Annotated in this window: 23 protein-coding genes; 19 read left to right on the forward strand and 4 right to left on the reverse strand. The window is 60.0% G+C overall.

Annotated elements, in window-relative coordinates:
• Positions 1–146: 146 nt before the first annotated feature.
• The 5 genes from G9X67_RS29570 to dnaQ are packed head-to-tail and all read left to right on the forward strand — an operon-like array spanning position 147 to position 3,777.
• Entirely contained in the window at positions 147–968 is an 822-nt protein-coding gene (locus G9X67_RS29570) for a pyruvate, water dikinase regulatory protein (protein ID WP_138389338.1), read from the forward strand.
• A 33-nt stretch (positions 969–1,001) separates the two neighbouring features.
• Entirely contained in the window at positions 1,002–1,601 is a 600-nt protein-coding gene (locus tag G9X67_RS29575) for a Maf-like protein (RefSeq protein WP_138331981.1), read from the forward strand.
• Entirely contained in the window at positions 1,594–2,451 is an 858-nt protein-coding gene (locus G9X67_RS29580) for a shikimate dehydrogenase (protein WP_138389337.1), read from the forward strand. The genes G9X67_RS29575 and G9X67_RS29580 overlap by 8 nt, the downstream gene beginning before the upstream one ends.
• Positions 2,451–3,062 (forward strand): dephospho-CoA kinase, encoded by a 612-nt coding sequence (gene coaE / locus G9X67_RS29585; RefSeq protein WP_138389336.1) that lies wholly within the window; start codon positions 2,451–2,453, stop codon positions 3,060–3,062. Before G9X67_RS29580 ends, coaE begins: the two co-directional genes overlap by 1 nt.
• A complete protein-coding gene (gene dnaQ, locus G9X67_RS29590) occupies positions 3,055–3,777 on the forward strand; it encodes a DNA polymerase III subunit epsilon (RefSeq protein WP_138331984.1) in 723 nt (240 codons plus the stop codon). Before coaE ends, dnaQ begins: the two co-directional genes overlap by 8 nt.
• Positions 3,778–3,845: 68 nt before the next feature.
• On the opposite strand, the gene secB is transcribed toward dnaQ, so the two are convergent.
• Both secB and G9X67_RS29600 read right to left on the reverse strand, forming a co-directional pair.
• Positions 3,846–4,328, reverse strand: a complete 483-nt coding sequence (gene secB / locus G9X67_RS29595) for a protein-export chaperone SecB (RefSeq protein ID WP_003544086.1) — start codon at positions 4,326–4,328, stop codon at positions 3,846–3,848.
• Between the two features lie 101 nt (positions 4,329–4,429).
• The gene (locus tag G9X67_RS29600; RefSeq protein ID WP_138332031.1) at positions 4,430–4,936 is read right to left on the reverse strand and encodes an FxsA family protein; all 507 of its coding nucleotides are present in this window, start codon (positions 4,934–4,936) and stop codon (positions 4,430–4,432) included.
• 131 nt (positions 4,937–5,067) lie between these two features.
• Here G9X67_RS29600 and G9X67_RS29605 point away from each other — a divergent pair, with 131 nt between their 5' ends.
• The 5 genes from G9X67_RS29605 to gyrB all read left to right on the forward strand — a co-directional run bounded on the left by G9X67_RS29605 (position 5,068) and on the right by gyrB (position 10,394).
• Positions 5,068–5,772, forward strand: coding sequence for a Tim44/TimA family putative adaptor protein (locus G9X67_RS29605; protein ID WP_003544090.1), 705 nt, complete (start codon positions 5,068–5,070; stop codon positions 5,770–5,772).
• Entirely contained in the window at positions 5,765–6,883 is a 1,119-nt protein-coding gene (locus G9X67_RS29610; RefSeq protein ID WP_171600295.1) for a murein transglycosylase A, read from the forward strand. Before G9X67_RS29605 ends, G9X67_RS29610 begins: the two co-directional genes overlap by 8 nt.
• Complete coding sequence (locus G9X67_RS29615; protein ID WP_138331986.1) at positions 6,883–7,449, forward strand: Smr/MutS family protein; 567 nt, start codon at positions 6,883–6,885, stop codon at positions 7,447–7,449. The genes G9X67_RS29610 and G9X67_RS29615 overlap by 1 nt, the downstream gene beginning before the upstream one ends.
• The gene (locus G9X67_RS29620) at positions 7,446–7,823 is read left to right on the forward strand and encodes a helix-turn-helix transcriptional regulator (RefSeq protein WP_018244167.1); all 378 of its coding nucleotides are present in this window, start codon (positions 7,446–7,448) and stop codon (positions 7,821–7,823) included. Before G9X67_RS29615 ends, G9X67_RS29620 begins: the two co-directional genes overlap by 4 nt.
• Before the next feature lie 135 nt (positions 7,824–7,958).
• Positions 7,959–10,394, forward strand: coding sequence for a DNA topoisomerase (ATP-hydrolyzing) subunit B (gyrB, locus tag G9X67_RS29625; protein WP_138331987.1), 2,436 nt, complete (start codon positions 7,959–7,961; stop codon positions 10,392–10,394).
• An 86-nt stretch (positions 10,395–10,480) separates the two neighbouring features.
• Here gyrB and G9X67_RS29630 read toward each other — a convergent pair whose 3' ends face one another.
• Together G9X67_RS29630 and G9X67_RS29635 are read right to left on the reverse strand one after the other, a co-directional pair.
• Positions 10,481–11,080 carry a nitroreductase family protein gene (locus G9X67_RS29630; protein WP_171600296.1) on the reverse strand — a complete coding sequence of 200 codons (600 nt, stop codon included), beginning with the start codon at positions 11,078–11,080 and terminating at the stop codon, positions 10,481–10,483.
• A gap of 44 nt (positions 11,081–11,124) precedes the next feature.
• Positions 11,125–11,409, reverse strand: coding sequence for a DUF2218 domain-containing protein (locus G9X67_RS29635; protein ID WP_138331989.1), 285 nt, complete (start codon positions 11,407–11,409; stop codon positions 11,125–11,127).
• 170 nt (positions 11,410–11,579) lie between these two features.
• Here G9X67_RS29635 and G9X67_RS29640 point away from each other — a divergent pair, with 170 nt between their 5' ends.
• From G9X67_RS29640 to accD, 9 genes are all read left to right on the forward strand, one after another.
• The gene (locus G9X67_RS29640) at positions 11,580–12,539 is read left to right on the forward strand and encodes a glutathione S-transferase family protein (protein WP_171600297.1); all 960 of its coding nucleotides are present in this window, start codon (positions 11,580–11,582) and stop codon (positions 12,537–12,539) included.
• 144 nt (positions 12,540–12,683) lie between these two features.
• Entirely contained in the window at positions 12,684–13,526 is an 843-nt protein-coding gene (locus G9X67_RS29645) for a fumarylacetoacetate hydrolase family protein (protein WP_171600298.1), read from the forward strand.
• 205 nt (positions 13,527–13,731) lie between these two features.
• A complete protein-coding gene (gene phaZ / locus G9X67_RS29650; RefSeq protein ID WP_138331992.1) occupies positions 13,732–15,009 on the forward strand; it encodes a polyhydroxyalkanoate depolymerase in 1,278 nt (425 codons plus the stop codon).
• Positions 15,010–15,154: 145 nt separating this feature from the next.
• A complete protein-coding gene (locus G9X67_RS29655; RefSeq protein WP_017962639.1) occupies positions 15,155–15,589 on the forward strand; it encodes a DUF2852 domain-containing protein in 435 nt (144 codons plus the stop codon).
• Positions 15,590–15,696: 107 nt separating this feature from the next.
• The gene (locus tag G9X67_RS29660) at positions 15,697–16,455 is read left to right on the forward strand and encodes a SprT family zinc-dependent metalloprotease (RefSeq protein ID WP_138331994.1); all 759 of its coding nucleotides are present in this window, start codon (positions 15,697–15,699) and stop codon (positions 16,453–16,455) included.
• Positions 16,456–16,622: 167 nt separating this feature from the next.
• Complete coding sequence (locus G9X67_RS29665) at positions 16,623–17,291, forward strand: phosphoribosylanthranilate isomerase (RefSeq protein ID WP_171600299.1); 669 nt, start codon at positions 16,623–16,625, stop codon at positions 17,289–17,291.
• A gap of 2 nt (positions 17,292–17,293) precedes the next feature.
• Positions 17,294–18,514 (forward strand): tryptophan synthase subunit beta, encoded by a 1,221-nt coding sequence (trpB, locus tag G9X67_RS29670; RefSeq protein WP_171600300.1) that lies wholly within the window; start codon positions 17,294–17,296, stop codon positions 18,512–18,514.
• 3 nt (positions 18,515–18,517) lie between these two features.
• A complete protein-coding gene (trpA, locus tag G9X67_RS29675; RefSeq protein WP_171600301.1) occupies positions 18,518–19,357 on the forward strand; it encodes a tryptophan synthase subunit alpha in 840 nt (279 codons plus the stop codon).
• 142 nt (positions 19,358–19,499) lie between these two features.
• The gene (accD, locus tag G9X67_RS29680) at positions 19,500–20,405 is read left to right on the forward strand and encodes an acetyl-CoA carboxylase, carboxyltransferase subunit beta (protein ID WP_138389328.1); all 906 of its coding nucleotides are present in this window, start codon (positions 19,500–19,502) and stop codon (positions 20,403–20,405) included.
• The last annotated feature ends 21 nt before the right edge of the window (positions 20,406–20,426 follow it).

Raw genomic sequence — 20,426 nt, forward strand, 5'->3', positions numbered from 1 at the left:
CCCTTCCCCATCGTCCACAGGGCCAACCGAAACCGTTCGGCAAAATCTGAAATGTGGATAAGGAGGCATGTTTTCCCTTGCCGGAGACTGCCTCGCCGCCGTAGCTCTGTTTCATCCAGTGTTTTCAACAGGCAGCGGAAAATAGCGTGGAGAACAGAACGAACTTCTTTCATCTGCATCTGATTTCTGACTCAACGGGAGAGACTCTGATCTCCGCCGGGCGCGCCGCGTCGGCGCAGTTCAGATCGGCGCAGCCGATCGAACATGTCTATCCACTGATCCGCAATCGCAAACAGCTGCTGCCGGTTCTGCAGGCGATCGATGACGCCCCCGGCATCGTGCTCTACACCATTGTCGACCGGGAGCTTGCGAGCCTGATCGATGAGCGCTGCATCGAGATGGGTGTCGCTTCGGTGAATGTGCTGGAGCCGGTGATGAATGCCTTCCAGATCTATCTCGGCGCCCCGTCGCGCCGTCGGGTCGGAGCTCAGCATGTGATGAATGCCGGCTACTTCGCGCGCATCGAAGCGCTGAATTTCACCATGGATCACGATGACGGCCAGATGCCCGACGATTACAACGATGCCGATGTGGTGATCATCGGCATCAGCCGGACGTCGAAAACACCGACCAGCATCTATCTTGCCAACCGAGGCATCAAGACGGCGAACATTCCGATCGTCTATGGCGTGCCATTGCCCGAGAGCCTCTTCGTCGCGAGCAGACCGCTGATCGTCTGCCTGATCGCCACCACCGACCGTATTTCCCAGGTGCGGGAAAACCGGGTGCTCGGGGTGACGCAGGGTTTCGATCGCGAACACTACACCGATCGCGCCGCGATTTCCGAGGAACTGAAATATGCCCGCTCGCTTTGCGCCCGTCATAACTGGCCGCTGATCGACGTCACCCGCCGCTCAATCGAGGAAACAGCCGCAGCAATCGTTGCCCTGCGGCCGAAGCTGCGCTAAGCGCTGACGAAAAGCCGGCACGCCGAGGAACCCATGACACCGAAACTCATCCTTGCATCGTCGAGCCCGTTTCGCCGGATGCTGATGGAAAATGCCGGTCTGTCCTTCGAGGCGCATGCCGCAAGGATCGATGAACGGGCCGTCGAAGCGCCGTTGGAAAAAGCCGGTGCTAAGCCTGATGCCGTGGCCCTCGTCCTGGCCAGGGCCAAGGCGGAGGAGGTCAGCAGCCGCTTTCCGGATTGCCTGATCATCGGTTCGGATCAGACAATGTCGCTCGGCGACAGCGTCTTCCATAAACCGAAGGACCTGGCTGACGCGGCTAGCCACCTTCAAGCTCTTTCCGGCGTAACCCACAGATTGAACAGCGCCGTCGCGATCGTCAGCGACGGCGTGGTCTTGTGGGAACATCTCGCCCATGCGGAATTGACGATGCGGCCACTGACGGTGGAGTTCATCGCCAGGCATCTGGCGCGGGTTGGCGAACGGGCGCTTTCCAGCGTCGGCGCCTATCAATTGGAGGGGGAGGGCATCCAGCTCTTCGAAAAGATCGAAGGTGATTATTTCACCATTCTCGGCCTGCCGATGCTGCCGCTCTTAAAAAAATTGCGAGAACTCGGAGCGATCGATGGGTGATTCACGTGAAACATTCGGGCCGAAGGCGTTTGTCACGGGCTTTCCCATCAAGCATTCGCGCTCGCCACTGATCCACGGATATTGGCTGAAGACGCTCGGTCTGCCGGGCAGCTACCGCGCTCATGAAGTGGCACCCGAGGCCTTTGCCGATTTCATTCACTCGTTGAAGGACGGCAGTTCCGGCTTTATCGGAGGCAATGTCACCATTCCTCACAAGGAATTGGCGTTCCGGCTCGCCGACAAGCCGGACGCGCTATCGCGCGAACTCGGCGCCTCGAACACGCTCTGGCGGGAGGATGGCGCCCTGCATGCGACGAATACCGACGGTCGTGGCTTCATCGCCAATCTCGACGAACGCCATCCCGGCTGGGACCGGCATGGCACGGCCGTCGTCTTTGGCGCCGGCGGCGCCAGCCGCGCGATCATCCAGGCGGTCCGTGATCGTGGTTTCAAGGAGATTCACGTCGTCAACCGCACCGTCGAACGCGCGCGTGAACTCGCGGATCGTTTTGGCCCGCGTGTCCAGGCCCATCCGGCCGGAGCGCTTGCCGAAGTGATGAAAGGGGCCGGCCTCTTCATCAATACCACCTCGCTCGGCATGGACGGCGAGCAGGCGCCGCAACTCGATTTCTCGCCTCTGGCAGCCGATGCCGTCGTCACCGATATCGTCTATGTGCCCTTGAAGACGCCGATCCTGACGCAGGCGGAAGAGCAAGGGTTTCCCATCGTCGATGGTCTCGGCATGCTCTTGCACCAGGCCGTACCCGGCTTCGAAAAATGGTTCGGCCAGCGTCCCATCGTCGACGCGGCGCTGCGTGCGCTCATCATCGCGGATATGGAAGCACACTGATGCTGAAGATCGGTCTCACCGGCTCCATCGGAATGGGAAAATCGACAGCGGCAAAGCTCTTCGCCGATGCCGGAATCCCGGTCAATGATTCGGATGCCGTAGTCCACGATCTCTATGCCGGCGAGGCTGCACCCCTGGTGAATGCCGCCTTCCCCGGCACGATGAAGGATGGAGCCGTCGACCGACGTGAACTCGGCCGCCTGCTCGCTCTTGATCCCGACGGCTTCAAACGCCTGGAAGCGATCGTCCATCCGCTGGTTCGCAAACGTGAGACGGAATTTCTGAAGCGACAACGCGCCGCCGGCGCCGATATGGTATTGCTCGATATTCCATTACTTTTCGAAACCGGCGCCGAGGCAAGAGTGGATGTCATCGTCGTCGTCAGCACTGATCCACAGATTCAGCGCCAAAGGGTGCTTGCGCGCGAAGGCATGACCGAGGAAAAATTCGACATGATTCTCTCACGCCAGACGCCGGACACGGAAAAGCGGCGCCGGGCCGATTATCTGATCGACACCAGTCACAGTATCGCGACGACGAGGGAACGGGTGTTCGAGATCGTCGCCGAACTGAAAACGCGGATTGCCAAGGGAGATTTCCGGAATGCGTGAGATCATCTTCGATACGGAAACAACCGGCCTCGACAACCGCGCCGACCGCATCATCGAAATCGGCGGCATCGAGCTCTTCAATCATTTCCCCACCGGCAACACGATCCATATCTTCATCAATCCTGGAGATCAGAAGGTTCATCCGGATGCGCTCGCCGTGCACGGCATCACCGATGAATTCCTGAAGGACAAGCAGCCTTTCGCCGAGGTTGCCGAACAAATCCTCACCTTCTTCGGCGATGCGAAGTGGATTGCCCATAACGCCACCTTCGATATGGGCTTCATCAACGCTGAGTTCGCGCGGATCGGTTTACCGCCAATCCTGCCGGAACGGGTGCTCGACACGCTGTCGATGGCGCGGCGCAAACATCCGATGGGGCCGAATTCGCTCGATGCGCTTTGCCGGCGCTACGGCATCGATAATTCGCACCGCACCAAACACGGCGCGCTGCTCGACTCCGAACTGCTTGCCGAAGTTTATATCGAGATGATCGGCGGCAGGCAGGCGGCCTTTGGCCTGAGCATATCAGGAACGTCGGGCCAGGCTCGCCACGGCGAAACGGCAATGGAAGACGATGTGGTGGTTGCCGCAGTGCTTGAGCGGCCCCGCCCACTCGCCCCGCGCATCAGCCTATCCGAGGAGCAGGCGCATGAGGCGCTCGTCGCCAAGCTCGGTGAAAAAAGCGTCTGGGCGAAATACGCCAATCTCGATTAAACCGGTCCTCAATTGAAAATGCCCGGGACCAGGCCCGGGCATCCGCATTTCAGACAAGAAGGATCGGGTCAGTTCGGAACGGCCTGAACCTTGGCGCGGGCCTGTTCTTCGGCAACGCGCTGAGCGAACATCTGCGTGAAGTCGATCGGGTCGATCATCAGCGGCGGGAAACCGCCGTTGCGGGTGACGTCGGCGATGATCTGACGGGCGAAGGGGAAAAGCATGCGCGGGCACTCGATGAAGAGCACCGGCAGCATGTGTTCCTGCGGGAAACCGGCAACGCGGAAAACGCCGCCATAGGTGAGTTCGGCATGGAAAACCGTCTTGTCGCCGTCCTTGGCTTCGGCATTCAGCGACAGCACGACATCGAAATCCGTATCGGAAAGCGGGTTGGCGTTGACGTTCACATTGATGTTGATCGTCGGCGCCTTGTCGCGGGCCTGCAGCGAACGCGGCGCACCCGGATTTTCGAAGGACAGATCCTTGGTATATTGCGCAAGGATCGAAAGGGTGGGGTTGGCCGCACCGTTGCTGTTGTTATCGTCTGCCATTGGCTTTTCCTCGAGGGGCATGGGAATGGTGCCGCCATCTAACATTTCAGGCAAGGGCTTACAACCCTGGGCGCTTGGCTCGGTTGATCAGCCGCAGTGCCTCAATCGCCAAGATGCTTGCCGGACCACGGCGAGTTGCGATCCGGCTCTCTATGATAGTCCTCCTCGTCGAGATCGACCACCTTCGAGTTCGGCTTGCGGTCGCGGAAATCGGGTTGCGGGCTGGCAGAAGAGCCGCCCTTGGCATTGACGACGACGAAGCGTTTGGCGATCGCCCGCCAGACGAGATCGCGCACCGGCGGAATGAGAATGAGGATCGCGATGATATCCGTGAGGAAGCCGGGAATGATCAGGAGCAGCGAGGCGATAACGTTCATCGCCGGCCGCAGCAGGTCGCGGCCCGGCATCACCCCATTTCGTCCTTCGCTCGACATGCGGCGCAAAATACCGATGCCCTGCCGGCGCAGCAGAACCACGCCGAGAACGAAACCCAGCATGACGAGAACAAGCGTCAGCCACAATCCGATAGCCTGGCCGACGACGACGAAACCGGCAATTTCGGCGAACGGCAGCAGCAGAATGGAGGCTGGCAGGATCGAAAAACGCATGTCGGTCATGTCCCGGGCTCGCCGGTCTCCTCTTGGCGCTGGCGAAGATGCCAGCGATCATTTGAATCATCTGTATAGGCAGACTATATGGGAGTACAAATCAGAGATGTTAACGGCGGCTGCGATACGATATGAGTTCGAACGACTTCATCACATTATTTTTCCTGGTAGCGGCTGTGCTGATTTTCTTTCAGCTGCGCTCCGTGCTCGGGCGCCGTACAGGAAATGAGAAGCCGCCGCGCGATCTCTATACGCCGCGGGATGCGGCTCCGGCCGAGGCCGCCGATGCTGGCAAGGTCGTGACGCTGCCGCGGCGCGATGCGACGACGGAGGATGAGGATCGCTTCGCCGCCATCGATGCTTTCGCGGCGCCCGGAACGCCGCTCAACGAATCGCTGCGTGCGCTGAACAAGGCCGATCCTGCCTTCAGCCCGAAGGAGTTTCTGAACGGCGCCCGCATGGCGTACGAGATGATCGTCATGGCCTATGCCGATGGCGACCGGAAAACGCTGAAAAACTTGCTGTCCCGCGAAGTCTATGACGGCTTCGACGCGGCGATCGGCGAGCGTGAAGCCCGGGGCGAGAAGGTGAAGTCCACTTTCGTCGGCATCGACAAGGCTGAGATCACCCATGCGGAGACCAAGGGCAGCGAAGCACAGATCACCGTGCGCATTGCCAGCCAGCTGATATCGGCGACCTACGACAAGGCCGACGTTCTGATCGAGGGCGACGCTGAAAACGTCGCCGAGGTCAACGACGTCTGGACCTTCGCCCGCGACACCCGCTCGCGCGATCCGAACTGGAAACTTGTGGCGACCGAATCGGAACATGAGTGACCACGCATCGGACTTCGTCCTGCAGGCCATAAGCTTCGACACTCTGGAAGGCTGGAAGGATGATGATCCCTCCGGCCTTTTTGAAGTTATGCGAAGCTGCCGGCGGCAAATCACCGATGTCAAACCGTACCGCACCGGATCGCTGGGTCTGAGCTCCGAAGATCTGCTTCCGCTTCTCGCCGCCGCCGAAGATTTCACGCCGTCATCTCCGGAATCGGCGCGCGCCTTTTTCGAGACGCGCTGTCGGCCCTTTCTGATTCGCCGCAAGGACGGCAATGCCGGCTTCGTCACCGCCTTCTACGAACCCGATATCGACGTGGCGGAGCGGCCGGACGAAATTTTCCGTTTTCCTTTCTACCGGCGTCCGGACGATCTGATCGATCTCGACGACGCCAATCGCCCCGCCGGGCTCGACAAGGCCTATGTTTTCGGCCGTCTGCAGGAGGACCGCGTCACTGCCTATCCGGACCGCCGCGCCATCGATCAGGGGTTTCTCGAGGGCCGCGGGCTCGAAATCGCCTGGGCGAAGTCGAAGGTCGATGTCTTCTTCGTGCATGTGCAGGGTGCTGCCCGCCTGCGTTATGAGGATGGTCGTATCGGCCGCATCACCTACGCGGCGAAAGCCGGCCACGCTTTCTCGGCGATCGGCAAGCTACTGATCGAGCGCGGCGAGATCAATCGGGCGGAGATTTCGATGCAGGCGATCCGTGCCTGGCTGGTGCGCAATCCTGAGCGCGTCGACGAAGTGTTATGGCATAACCGCTCTTATATTTTCTTCCGTGATGCACCGGTTGCCGATCCGCAGGCAGGTCCGATCGCGGCCGCCAAGGTGCCGCTTCTCGCCGGGCGCGCGCTTGCGGTCGACCGGATGATCCATACCTTCGGCTTTCCCTTTTTCATTCGCGCCGAAAGCCTCATCCATCTCGACCAGGGCCGGCCGTTCCGCAGGCTGATGCTGGCGCTCGATACCGGTTCGGCGATTATCGGGCCGGCGCGGGGTGATATCTTCACCGGCTCGGGGGACATGGCCGGGGAAAGTGCCGGCACGGTCCGCAACGACGCCGATTTCGCCATCCTCATTCCCAATACCGCCGCCGGAAGATTCGACTGATGGCCAGGGATCGCAAGCTGAGTGCGGATGAGAGGATCCTCTGGGGCAAGGTTGCCCGCAGCACGCGGCCGATGCCCGGCAAGGCGGGGGCGTTGACCGAACTTGATGCCTTTCTTGCCGAAGCCGAAGCGGCGGCCGAACGGGAGCAGGAAAAGCAGACGCCCGCCACACCCACGCCGCTGCAGCCGACAGCACCATCAATGGCAAAGCCATCGGCCGGGGTGCATCATCCGCTGGAAAAGCCGGTCAAGCGTAAGATCGCCAAGGGCCGGCTGGCGCTCGAAGCGCGGATCGACCTGCACGGGATGGTGCAGAGCGAGGCCCATGCCATCCTTCTCGATTTCCTGATCCGCGCCCATGAGCGCGGCATGCGCCATGTGCTTGTGATCACGGGCAAGGGCAGCTCCATGGGCAGCGAGGGCGCGCTGAAGCGGGCCGTGCCTCTCTGGTTCTCGAAGCCGGAATTCCGCTACCTGATCTCCTCCTATGAGTCGGCCGCACAACATCATGGCGGTGAGGGCGCGCTCTACATTCGCCTGTCGCGGCGGCATGGGGAAAGGCCATGACACCCTTCGGAGAGGCGGTTCGCAGGTTGCGGGCGCGCAAGGGCGTCTCGCAGAAGGAGATGGCGGAAGCACTGAATGTCTCTCCTGCCTATCTCTCGGCGCTCGAACATGGAAAGCGTGGTTTGCCGACATTCGATCTGCTACAGCGCATCGCGGGCTATTTCAACATCATCTGGGATGAGGCCGAGGAACTGTTCCTGCTCGCCCGCTCGTCCGACCCGCGCGTCGTGATCGATACCTCCGGCTTGCCTCCCGAATATACCGAATTTGCCAACCGGCTGGCCCGGCAGATTCGCAACCTTGACAGTGCGGAGATAGGCCGGCTATCGGCTCTTCTCGAAAATGGCGGCAAAGGCGACGGAAAAGCGTCATAATCCCCTGTTTTATGCCTTGTTTTAGGGGCTTGCCATTGGGAAGTGGGTTCAAAAAACCTATATACAAGAGTGAAGAAAGCCGGTGATTCGCAAGGCGCGTCGCAGCTTTACGACAACAGGGAAAATCTCGACAGAATGAGCGATACATCCGCGACGGAAAACGGCGTAAGCACCGAATATGGCGCAGATTCCATCAAGGTTCTGAAGGGCCTCGATGCCGTGCGCAAACGCCCCGGCATGTATATCGGCGATACCGACGACGGCTCCGGCCTGCATCACATGGTCTATGAAGTCGTCGACAACGCGATCGACGAAGCGCTTGCCGGCCATGCCGACATCGTCACTGTCACTCTCAATCCGGATGGCTCGGTGACCGTCACCGACAATGGTCGCGGCATCCCGACGGACATTCACACCGGTGAAGGCGTGTCGGCGGCCGAAGTTATCATGACGCAGCTTCATGCCGGCGGTAAGTTCGACCAGAATTCCTACAAGGTCTCCGGCGGCCTGCACGGTGTCGGCGTCTCCGTCGTCAACGCGCTGTCCGTCTGGCTGAAGCTGAAGATCCGCCGTCACGACAAGATCCATGAAATGAGCTTCACCCATGGCGTGGCCGATGCTCCGCTGAAGGTTACGGGCGACGCGCCGAATGAAACCGGCACGGAAGTGAGCTTCATGCCGAGCACCGGCACCTTCACCATGACGGAGTTCGACTACGGCACGCTGGAACATCGCCTTCGCGAACTCGCCTTTCTGAATTCAGGCGTCCGCATCCTGCTGACCGACAAGCGCCATTCCGATATCAGGCAGGAAGAGCTGCGTTATGACGGCGGCCTCGAGGCTTTCGTCGCCTATCTGGACCGCGCCAAGAAGTCGCTCGTCGACAAGCCGGTTGCCATCCGCGGCGAAAAGGACGGCATCACCGTCGAAGTCGCGATGTGGTGGAACGACAGCTATCATGAGAATGTGCTGTGCTTCACCAACAACATTCCCCAGCGCGACGGCGGCACGCATATGGCCGGCTTCCGCGCGGCGCTGACGCGCCAGGTCGTTTCCTATGCCGACAGTTCCGGCATCACCAAAAGGGAAAAGGTGACGCTGCAGGGCGAAGATTGCCGCGAAGGCCTGACGGCGGTTCTGTCGGTCAAGGTGCCGGATCCGAAATTCTCCTCGCAGACCAAGGATAAGCTCGTTTCCTCGGAAGTCCGTCCTGTTGTCGAAAGTCTCGTCAACGAGGCGCTGAACACCTGGTTCGAAGAGCATCCGAGCGAAGCCAAGATCCTCGTCGGCAAGGTCGTCGAGGCAGCCGCCGCACGCGAAGCGGCCCGCAAGGCCCGCGAGTTGACGCGCCGCAAGGGCGCACTCGATATCGCTTCGCTGCCGGGCAAGCTTGCTGACTGCTCCGAGCGTGATCCGACAAAATCCGAAGTCTTCCTCGTCGAGGGCGATTCTGCTGGCGGCTCGGCCAAGCAGGGCCGCTCGCGCGAAAATCAGGCGATCCTGCCGCTGCGCGGCAAGATCCTGAACGTCGAACGCGCCCGTTTCGACAAGATGCTGTCGAGCCAGGAAATCGGCACATTGATCACCGCGCTCGGCACCGGCATCGGCAAGGACGAGTTCAATGTCGAAAAGCTGCGCTACCACAAGATCATCATCATGACGGACGCTGACGTCGACGGCGCCCATATTCGCACCCTGCTGCTGACCTTCTTCTTCCGCCAGATGCCGCAACTGATCGAGCGCGGTCATCTCTATATCGCCCAGCCGCCGCTCTATAAGGTCTCGCGCGGCAAGTCGGTGCAGTATCTGAAGGATGAGAAGGCGCTCGAAGAATATCTCATCAGCCAGGGCCTGGAAGATGCTTCGCTGAGGCTCGGTAGCGGCGAAGTTCGCGCCGGCCAGGATCTGCGCGAGGTCATCCTCGATGCGCTGCGCATGCGCGCGCTGCTCGACAATCTCCATTCGCGCTACAATCGTTCCGCCGTTGAACAAGCGGCGATTGCCGGCGCCCTCAACGCCGAGCTCGCCAGCGATCCGGCCAGAGCGCTGGCGCTGGCAAATGAAGTGGCTGGGCGCCTCGACATCATCGCCGAGGAAACCGAGCGCGGCTGGCGGGGCGATGTGACAACCGATGGCGGTCTGCGCCTCGAGCGCATGGTCCGCGGTGTCAGGGAACTCGTCGTGCTCGACATGGCGCTGATCGGTTCCTCGGACGCCCGTCACATCGACCAGCTGACGGCACGCCTCAAGGAAATCTATCAGACGCCGCCGTCGCTGCATCGCCGCGAAGGCGACATCGAAATCTCTGGCCCGCGCGCCTTGCTCGACGCGATCTTCGCAAGCGGCCGCAAGGGCCTCACCATGCAGCGCTACAAGGGTCTTGGCGAGATGAATGCCGAGCAGCTCTGGGAAACGACGCTCGATCCGAATGTTCGTTCGCTGCTGCAGGTCAGGGTCAATGATGCCACCGATGCCGACGGCCTGTTTGCTCGACTGATGGGCGATGAAGTCGAGCCGCGGCGCGAATTCATCCAGGAGAATGCGCTGAGCGTTGCAAACCTCGATATCTAATTGATATTTCAAAAATAAATGGCCCCGCTATCTTTAGGATGGCGGGGCTTTCGTTTGCCCGATATCTGCTTGGCCTTTGGCTTCGCTCAATTCGCGACGAAGCGCCCGTTGAAGGCGACCTCGGAGAGCGGCTTGCGCTGGCTGGGGAATTCGCGCGCCTGATTGCGTTCGGAAAGCACGCTCTTGTCGGCCAGGCGGCCGACGGCGACGCCTGCTTCGACCCGGTATCCCTCGGGAATGCTGAAAGCCTGCCTGATTTCTTCATGCTTGATGCCGCCCATGCCATGGGCGTAAAGGCCGGAGAGGTGCGCCTGGATTGCCAGATGCCCCCATGCCGCACCGGCATCGAAGGAATGGGTGTAGCTCGGCTTTTCCTCAGCCGAGCCGGCAGCCCCGGTGAAAGCGCGCGAGACGACAAAGATCAGCGCCGATGCATTCCCGGCCCATTCCTGATTGGAATCGTTGAGCAAGCCGACGAATTTCTCCCAATGCTCCGAACCCTTGAGACCATAGATGAAGCGCCAGGGCTGGTGGTTGGCCGAGGACGGCGCCCAATGGGCGGCGTCGAGTAGACCGAGCAGCTGCGTCTCCTTGATGATTTCGCCGGTGAAGGCGCGCGGCGACCAGCGGTCGAGAAACATCGGATCGATCGGATGGTCGGATTCGCGGTGATTGCTCTTCGTCATGCTTGTTCCAGGGTTTGGGGCAGAAAATTTGGATCGGGGCTGGCTTAGTCCGACCAGACGATGTCAAGTTCTTCGCGAAAGGCGAAGCGCTTCAGATGATCGTCGATGACCTTCTGCATCCTTTCCTGTTGCGAGGGATCGGCGACGGTCAGTGTCATGGTCAGTGCCGCATCATCGGCCGCAAACGTCACCTCGGCCGTATCGCTGAACGGCACGCGGCCCTTCAGAGGATCAAAATCGACACTGAACTTGTGGCTCCAGTGTTTGCAGAGCTGCTGCAGGTAGCGGCTTGCATGTTCGGTCCGCACGACGGCCTTCGAGAGATGCATTTCGAACTCCACGTCATTTTGTATAACAGAGACATATTTCCTGCTTCACCGGCTTGGCAAGCGCAGCATCGTCGCAGTTTGGGTGTACAGACTGTCTTCATAAAAGCGGCCTCACGCCCGCGTTGAAGCAGGGTAATGAACCATTTCGTCAATCGATCGGGGAGGTGCGCATGCTGGTGAACGGAAAATGGACGGAAGACTGGCAGCCCGTGCAGGCGAAGGACGAAAAGGGCGGCTTCGTCCGCCAGACCTCGAGTTTCCGCAATTGGGTGACCGCGGATGGTAGCGCCGGGCCGACGGGCGAAGGTGGCTTTGCAGCCAGCGCCGGCCGTTACCATCTCTATGTCGCCTATATCTGTCCCTGGGCCTCGCGCACCCTGATCGGCCGCAAGCTCAAGGGCCTGGAAGATATCATCTCCGTCTCGGTCGTCGAGCCGCTGCTGGGCAAGCAGGGCTGGCGCTTCGGTGACTATCCCGGCGCGACGGAGGATCACGTCAACGGCGTAACCTATATGCATGAAATCTATACCAGGGCAGCACCCGATTTCACCGGCCGGGCCACCGTGCCGGTTCTCTGGGACAAGCAGAAAAAGACCATCGTCAACAATGAATCCGCCGATATCCTGCGTATGCTGAACAGCGGCTTTGGCGCCCTGGCAAAAAATCCGATCGATCTTTACCCGGCGGAGAGGCGCACCGAGATCGATGCTTTCAACGATCGCATCTATCCTGCCCTCAACAACGGTGTCTACCGCGCCGGTTTCGCCACCACGCAGGTCGCCTACGAAGAAGCCTTTGCCGATGTCTTTGCCTGCCTCGACTGGGTCGAGCAGCAGTTCGAGGGCCGGTCTTTTCTCTTCGCCGATCATCCCACCGAGAGCGATATCCGGCTTTTTGTAACGCTGGTGCGCTTCGACGTCGCCTATCACGGCATCTTCAAATGCAATCTGCGCCGGCTTTCCGACTATGCCGATCTGCGCGCCTTCTGCCGCCGAATGCTGGATTGGCCGGGCATCGGTGAAACGGTGAACCTCGATCATATCAGGCGCGGCTACTATTCGATCGAAAGCCTCAATCCGACGAAGATCATTCCCTCCGGCCCGGATCTGGCGGAAATTTTTAGAGCATGATGCCGAAAGATACAGGTGGTTTTCAGCAGAAAATCATCCGAATCGCGGCAAAGCCGTACCGCTTCCCGGCAAAGCCGTAATGACACCGATGAATAATTCGTTCATAGGTGGCTGCAAATCCGTTTTTCGATGAGGAGGAATTCCATGAAGCTGATGCGTGTTGGCGAAGCAGGCAGTGAAAAACCCGCACTTCTCGATGCCGATGGCAAGATCCGCGATCTCTCCCGTCATGTCGCCGATATTGGCGGTGAAGCGATCGGACCGGCAGGCCTTGCAAAGATAGCGGCGATCGACCCGAAGAGCCTTCCGGAAATCGCACCCGGCCGCATCAGCGCCTGCGTCGCGGGCACTGGCAAGTTCATCTGCATCGGTTTGAATTATTCGGATCATGCTGCCGAAACCGGTGCGACCGTGCCGCCCGAGCCGATCATCTTCATGAAGGCAACATCCGCAATCGTCGGACCGAACGACAATGTCATCATTCCCCGCGGTTCGGAAAAGACCGATTGGGAAGTCGAACTCGGCGTCGTCATCGGCAAAACTGCCAAATATGTGACGGAAGCCGAAGCGCTGGATTATGTCGCTGGTTATTGCGTTTCCAATGACGTGTCCGAGCGCGCTTTCCAGACCGAGCGGTCCGGTCAGTGGACCAAGGGCAAATCCTGCGACACCTTTGGTCCGATCGGACCCTGGCTTGTGACCAAGGATGAAATTCCCGAACCGCAGAACCTCGGCATGTGGCTGACGGTCAACGGCCAGAAGATGCAGAACGGCTCATCGAAGACGATGGTTTACGGGGTTGCGTTCCTCGTCTCCTATCTCAGCCAGTTCATGTCGCTGCACCCCGGCGACGTGATCTCGACCGGCACGCCTCCGGGCGTCGGCATGGGCCTCAAGCCGCCGCGTTATCTCAAGGCCGGCGACGTGGTCGAACTCGGCATCGAAGGTCTCGGCACGCAGAAGCAGACCTTCATAGCGGATCGTTAACGACGATTCTTGCTGAGAAACTTAAGTTTTCAGGTCGATTATGATGCCGCAGGTCAATTCTGCGGCATTTCTTGTGTGGGTCTGGTACGCCCATGTTGCTGTGCAACAAAAACCTGTTAGTCTGCGCGACGTGCCCGCGTTACGAAAAGAGTCGATGCCTCTCAATCGGCGTCATCTTTTCGATAGAGAAAGGTGGCGCCTTCCAATGTTTTATCAGCTTTATGAATTGAACCATGCCGCCATGGCGCCGTTTCGCGCCGCGGCCGATATCATGCGATTTGCCTATGCCAATCCGCTGAATCCGTTCTCCCATACGCCATTCGGTCGCACGATGGCGGCAAGTCTCGAAATGTTCGAACGCACGACGCGCCGCTACGGGAAACCGGAATTCGGACTGAAGCAGACGACGATCGGTGACAGGACGGTGACCGTCCGCGAAGAGGTCATCTGGTCGCGCCCCTTCTGCAATCTCTTGCATTTCGCGCGCAATGCGCCCGCCGCCAGCCGCAATGACCCGCGCATCCTGATCGTCGCGCCGATGTCTGGCCACTATGCCACGCTGCTGCGCGGCACGGTCGAGGCGCTGCTGCCGAGTGCCGATATCTACATCACCGACTGGATTGACGCCCGCATGGTGCCGATGACGGAAGGCACGTTCGATTTCGACGATTACGTCGACTACGTCATCGAGATGCTGCATTTCCTCGGTCACGACACGCATGTCATCGCCGTCTGCCAGCCTTCCGTTCCGGTGCTGGCAGCCGCTGCCGTGATGGAAGAAGCCAGGGATCCGCTTTCGCCGGCGTCGATGACGCTGATGGGCGGCCCGATCGACACGCGCATCAACCCGACGGCGGTCAACAAGCTCGCCCAGGAGCGATCGCTGCAGTGGTTCTCCGACAATGTCATCATGAATGTGCCCTGGCCGCAGCCGGGCTTCATGCGCCCGGTCTATCCGGGATTCCTGCAGCTCTCGGGCTTTATGTCGATGAATCTTGATCGCCACCTCGTCGCGCACAAGGAATTCTTCATGCATCTTGTGAAGAACGACGGCGAGCCGGAAAAACATCGCGATTTCTACGACGAATATCTCGCCGTCATGGATCTGACCGCCGAATTCTATCTGCAGACGGTGGAGGAGGTCTTCATCAAGCATTCGCTGCCGAAGGGCGAACTGATGCATCGCGGCAAACGCGTCGATCCGGCGGCAATTCGCAACGTGGCGCTGCTGACCGTCGAAGGTGAGAATGACGATATCTCGGGGGTCGGCCAGACAGAGGCGGCGCAGACCATCTGCGTGAACATTCCCGAAGATATGCGCATGCACTATCTTCAGCCGGATGTCGGCCATTATGGTGTTTTCAATGGTTCGCGTTTCCGCCGCGAGATCGCGCCGCGCATCATCGATTTCGTCCGCCAGCATTCGCGTTCTGCCGTTAAGCCTCCGGTCCCGCGTGTCATCAAGGGCGGCCGGGCGGGCTGAATCAGGGATAGCTGAATTAGCAAAACGGATTCAAGGCCTTGTCCGATTTCGCGGGCAATCGTCTTGAAGGCGGTTATTGCGGTAACCACATCGATTTCAGCGTTCGGTATTCTGCCGGGCGCGGAAAGCGAGGGATACCCGCACGATGAACCAGTCAGCATTGCTTCGACCGGATTGGACTCCGGCTACCATTGCCCTGATGATTCTCGGCTTCATGGTTTTCTGGCCTCTGGGTCTTGCCATGCTTGCCTACATCATCTTCGGCGACCGTCTGCGCGGCTTCAAGCGTGACGTCAACCAGGCGACCGATGGCTTCTTTGCCTCCTGCCGCCGCCCGCATGGCCGTCACCGCCCGCATTTTTCGACCGGCAACGTCGCCTTTGACGACTGGCGCAAGGCCGAACTCGACCGCATGGAGGAAGAGCGCCGCAAGCTTGACGAAATGCGCGAGGAATTCGACTCCTATCTGCGCGAGCTCCGCCGCGCCAAGGATCAGGAAGAGTTCGACCGTTTCATGCGCGACCGCAGAAACGCCAAGCGCGATGACAACGGCCCGGTCGCTGAATACCAGACACCGTAAACGCCTGAACGATGAATTGATGACCGGCATCTCGCGATGCCGGTTTTTCCACGTCTGCCCTTCCGGCGATCATTTAGATTTGCCGGCGAATCGTATAGAAAACACCCATGTTCTCGCTTCTGAAAACAAGGTCGAAGGCGCGAAAGCCGGCTCCGCCCGAAATGCGGACGCTCGATGTCGCCGGCCGGCTCATGCCGCTGACGATCAAGCAGCACGACCGGGCGACACGCATCACGCTGCGCATCGAACCGGGTGGCCGCGCCTTGAAGATGACGGTGCCGAAAGGCCTTGCGGCGCGTGAGGTCAATGCTTTCCTCGATCGTCACCAGGGGTGGCTACTCACCAAGCTTGCCAAGTTTTCGACCGATACCGGCCTGCGTGACGGCGGCGAAATCCTCCTTCGCGGCGTTTCCCATCGCATCCAGCACAGCGGCAGCTTGCGCGGGCTAACGGAGGCGGTTTCCATAGACGGCATCCCGGTGTTGCGCGTCAGCGGCATGCCGGAACATGTCGGACGGCGCATTGCGGCCTTCCTCAAGAAGGAGGCGCGCGCCGATCTCGCAAGACTGGCGACGATGCATGCAGCAACGATCAGAGCGCCGATCCGCTCGATCTCGATGAAGGATACCCGCAGCCGGTGGGGCTCGTGCTCGTCGGAGGGAAATCTGAGCTTTTCGTGGCGTATCGTCATGGCGCCGCCTTCGGTGATCGATTATCTCGCCGCCCATGAGGTCGCCCACCTCAAGGAAATGAACCACGGCCCGCACTTCTGGGCTCTCTGCCGCAAGCTTTGCCCCGGTATGGAGGAAGCGAAGTCCTGGCTCAAGCGGCATGGCAGCCAGTTGCATGCCATCGATTTCGACTAGCGCATAACCCCGAAAATCGGAATCGATTTTTCGGAAAGCATTATGTGCAGATTTAAAGTGATAGAGCGTCCTTTGGACGCGCGGCGCTCTAGCCGAGAGCCGCGCTAAATTCAGTGTCCGTCGCAAATTGGCTCGACTCTTTCCGCATTTCGTGTCACTTCGCTGCCATGAGACCGGATATCAAGATCTGTGGTTTGAAGACGCCTGAGGCTGTCGATCGCGCGCTGAAGCGCGGCGCGACCCATATCGGTTTTATCTTCTTCGAAAAGAGCCCGCGCTATATCGAGCCGGACCTGGCGGCAAAACTTGCGGAACCTGCGCGTGGCAAGGCGAAAATCGTCGCTGTCGTCGTCGATCCGACCAATGACGAACTCGACGAGATCGTGTCGTTGTTGAAGCCGGATATACTCCAGCTTCACGGCAATGAGAGCCCCGAACATGTGCTGACCATAAAGGCGGTCTATGGTCTGCCTGTGATGAAGGTCTTTTCGGTACGCACGGCAGACGACCTGAAGCGCGTCGAGGCCTATATCGGCATCGCCGACCGTTTCCTCTTCGACGCCAAAGCGCCGAAGGGTTCGGAACTGCCTGGCGGCAACGGTATTTCCTTCGATTGGAGCCTTCTCAGCTGGCTTGACGGCAGCGTCGACTACATGCTTTCCGGCGGGCTGAACAAGGACAATGTCGCGGAAGCGCTTTTCATCACCAAGGCACCGGGTATCGACGTCTCCTCGGGAGTCGAAACTGCGCCTGGCGTGAAGAGTGTCGCGAAGATCGATGAATTTTTTGACGCGGTCGAAAAGGCGAATACGCCGATGATGGCCTCAGGGAGTTGAGAGTGAACGACACGCCTAAACCGAATTCCTTCCGTTCCGGCCCCGATGAAGATGGCCGTTTCGGCATTTATGGCGGTCGTTTCGTGGCCGAAACGCTGATGCCGCTGATCCTCGACCTGCAGGACGAGTGGAACAGGGCAAAGAACGATCCGGCATTCCAGGCCGAATTGAAACATCTCGGCGCGCATTATATCGGCCGCCCGAGCCCGCTCTATTTCGCCGAGCGGCTGACAGCCGAACTCGGCGGCGCGAAGATCTATTTCAAGCGCGAAGAACTGAACCACACCGGCTCGCACAAGATCAACAATTGCATCGGCCAGATCCTGCTCGCCAAGCGCATGGGCAAGACCCGCATCATCGCCGAAACCGGTGCCGGCCAGCACGGCGTCGCCTCCGCGACCGTTGCAGCCCGCTTTGGCCTTCCCTGCGTCGTCTATATGGGCGCCACCGACGTCGAGCGTCAGGCGCCGAACGTTTTCCGCATGAAGCTGCTCGGCGCGGAAGTCAAACCGGTCACGGCAGGCAGCGGCACGCTGAAGGACGCCATGAACGAGGCGCTTCGCGACTGGGTCACCAATGTCGAGGATACCTATTACCTGATCGGAACGGCAGCCGGTCCGCATCCCTATCCGGAGATGGTTCGCGATTTCCAGTCGGTGATCGGCATCGAAGCGAAGGAGCAGATGCTGGCAGCCGAAGGCCGTCTTCCGGATCTCGTCATCGCTGCCGTCGGCGGCGGCTCGAACGCCATCGGCATTTTCCATCCTTTCCTGGATGATCCCTCGGTCAAGATCGTCGGTGTCGAAGCCGGCGGCAAGGGTCTGCAGGGCGATGAACATTGCGCCTCGATCACCGCTGGTTCGCCGGGCGTGCTGCACGGCAACCGCACCTACCTGCTGCAGGATGGTGACGGTCAGATCAAGGAAGGCCATTCGATTTCGGCCGGTCTCGATTATCCCGGCATCGGCCCCGAACATTCCTGGCTGAACGATACCGGCCGTGTCGACTATGTGCCGATCATGGATCACGAAGCGCTCGAGGCTTTCCAGACGCTGACCCGCCTCGAAGGCATCATCCCGGCGCTCGAGCCCTCGCATGCGATTGCCGAGGTGATCAAACGCGCCCCGACGATGGGCAAGGACGAGATCATCCTGATGAACCTCTCCGGTCGCGGCGACAAGGATATCTTCACCGTCGGCAAGATTCTGGGAATGGGACTGTAAGACATGACCGCACGCATGGACAAACGCTTTGCCGAGCTGAAGGCCGAGGGCCGTCCGGCACTTGTGACCTATTTCATGGGCGGCGATCCCGACTACGACACCTCGCTCGGCATCATGAAGGCGCTGCCGGAGGCAGGCTCCGACATTATCGAGCTCGGCATGCCCTTTTCCGATCCGATGGCCGACGGCCCGGCGATCCAGCTGGCCGGCCAGCGGGCGCTGAAAGGCGGCCAGACGCTGAAGAAGACGCTGCAGCTGGCGGCCGATTTCCGCAAGACGAACAATGCGACGCCGATCGTGATGATGGGTTACTATAACCCGATCTATATTTACGGCGTCGAGAAATTCCTCGACGACGCGCTCGCTGCCGGTATCGACGGCCTGATCGTTGTCGACCTGCCGCCCGAGATGGATGACGAGCTCTGCATTCCGGCTATCCGCAAAGGCATCAATTTCATCCGCCTGGCGACGCCGACGACGGATGAGAAGCGCCTGCCGAAGGTCCTGAAGAACACTTCAGGCTTCGTCTACTACGTCTCGATGAACGGCATCACCGGTTCGGCGCTGCCCGATCCGTCGCTGGTTTCGGGCGCGGTCGAGCGCATCAAGCAGCACACCAAGCTGCCCGTCTGCGTCGGCTTCGGCGTCAAGACGGCGGAACATGCAAAAGTCATCGGCGGTTCGGCCGACGGCGTCGTCGTTGGCACCGCGATCGTCAATCAGGTCGCGACCAGCTTGACGCATGACGGAAAGGCAACGGCGGACACCGTTCAGGCGGTTGCCACGCTGGTGCGCGGCCTTTCCACGGGAACACGTTCGGCGCGCCTTGTTGCTGCCGAATAGTTTGCCCACATTGGCAATAAAGCATGTCGCGCAAAAGTGTGCAGCGGTTTTGCGGCAACGACATGCGGGAAACTAGGACCTAAAGCGTGGCAGCGAATCTGAAAAGATCACGGCGCGCTTTAGACTATCAGGAGTATTCGAGTTGAACTGGATCACCAACTACGTTCGCCCGCGGATCAATTCCATGCTGGGCCGTCGCGAAGTGCCGGAGAACCTCTGGATCAAGTGCCCGGAAACGGGCGAGATGGTCTTCCACAAGGATCTGGAAGGCAACAAATGGGTCATTCCGGCGTCCGGTTATCACATGAAGATGCCGGCCAAGGCCCGCCTGTCCGATCTTTTCGACAATGGCGAGTTCGAATCGCTGCCGCAGCCGAAGGTCGCGCAGGACCCGCTGAAGTTCCGCGATTCGAAGAAATATAGCGATCGCCTGCGCGACAGCCGCCTGAAGACCGAACAGGAGGATACGATCCTCGCCGGCGTCGGAAAGGTGCAGGGACTGAAACTCGTGGCCGTTGTGCACGAATTCAACTTTATCGGCGGTTCGCTCGGCATGGCCGCCGGCGAGGCGATCGTCAAGGCTTTCGAGCGTGCGACGTCTGAAAAGTGCCCGTTGGTGATGTTCCCCGCTTCCGGCGGTGCGCGCATGCAGGAAGGCATCCTGTCGCTGATGCAGCTGCCGCGCACGACGGTTGCCGTCGACATGCTGAAAGAATCCGGCCAGCCCTATATCGTCGTGCTGACCAACCCGACGACGGGTGGCGTCACGGCCTCCTATGCCATGCTTGGCGATATTCATCTGGCCGAGCCCGGCGCCGAAATCGGCTTTGCCGGCAAGCGCGTGATCGAGCAGACGTTGCGTGAAAAACTGCCCGAAGGCTTCCAGACCGCCGAATACCTGCTGGAGCATGGTATGGTCGATATGGTCGTCAAGCGCCACGATATTCCGGAAACGCTGGCGCGCCTCTTGAAGATCCTGACGAAGAAGCCGGTTTCTGCGGCGAACGACATGAATGGCGGCGCGATTGCCCTGGCGGCGAGCGCCTGATAACCGACAAGCAGGCGGGGT

The organism is Rhizobium sp. WYCCWR 11152 (assembly GCF_013087615.1).
GTDB classification, from domain to species: domain Bacteria; phylum Pseudomonadota; class Alphaproteobacteria; order Rhizobiales; family Rhizobiaceae; genus Rhizobium; species Rhizobium indicum.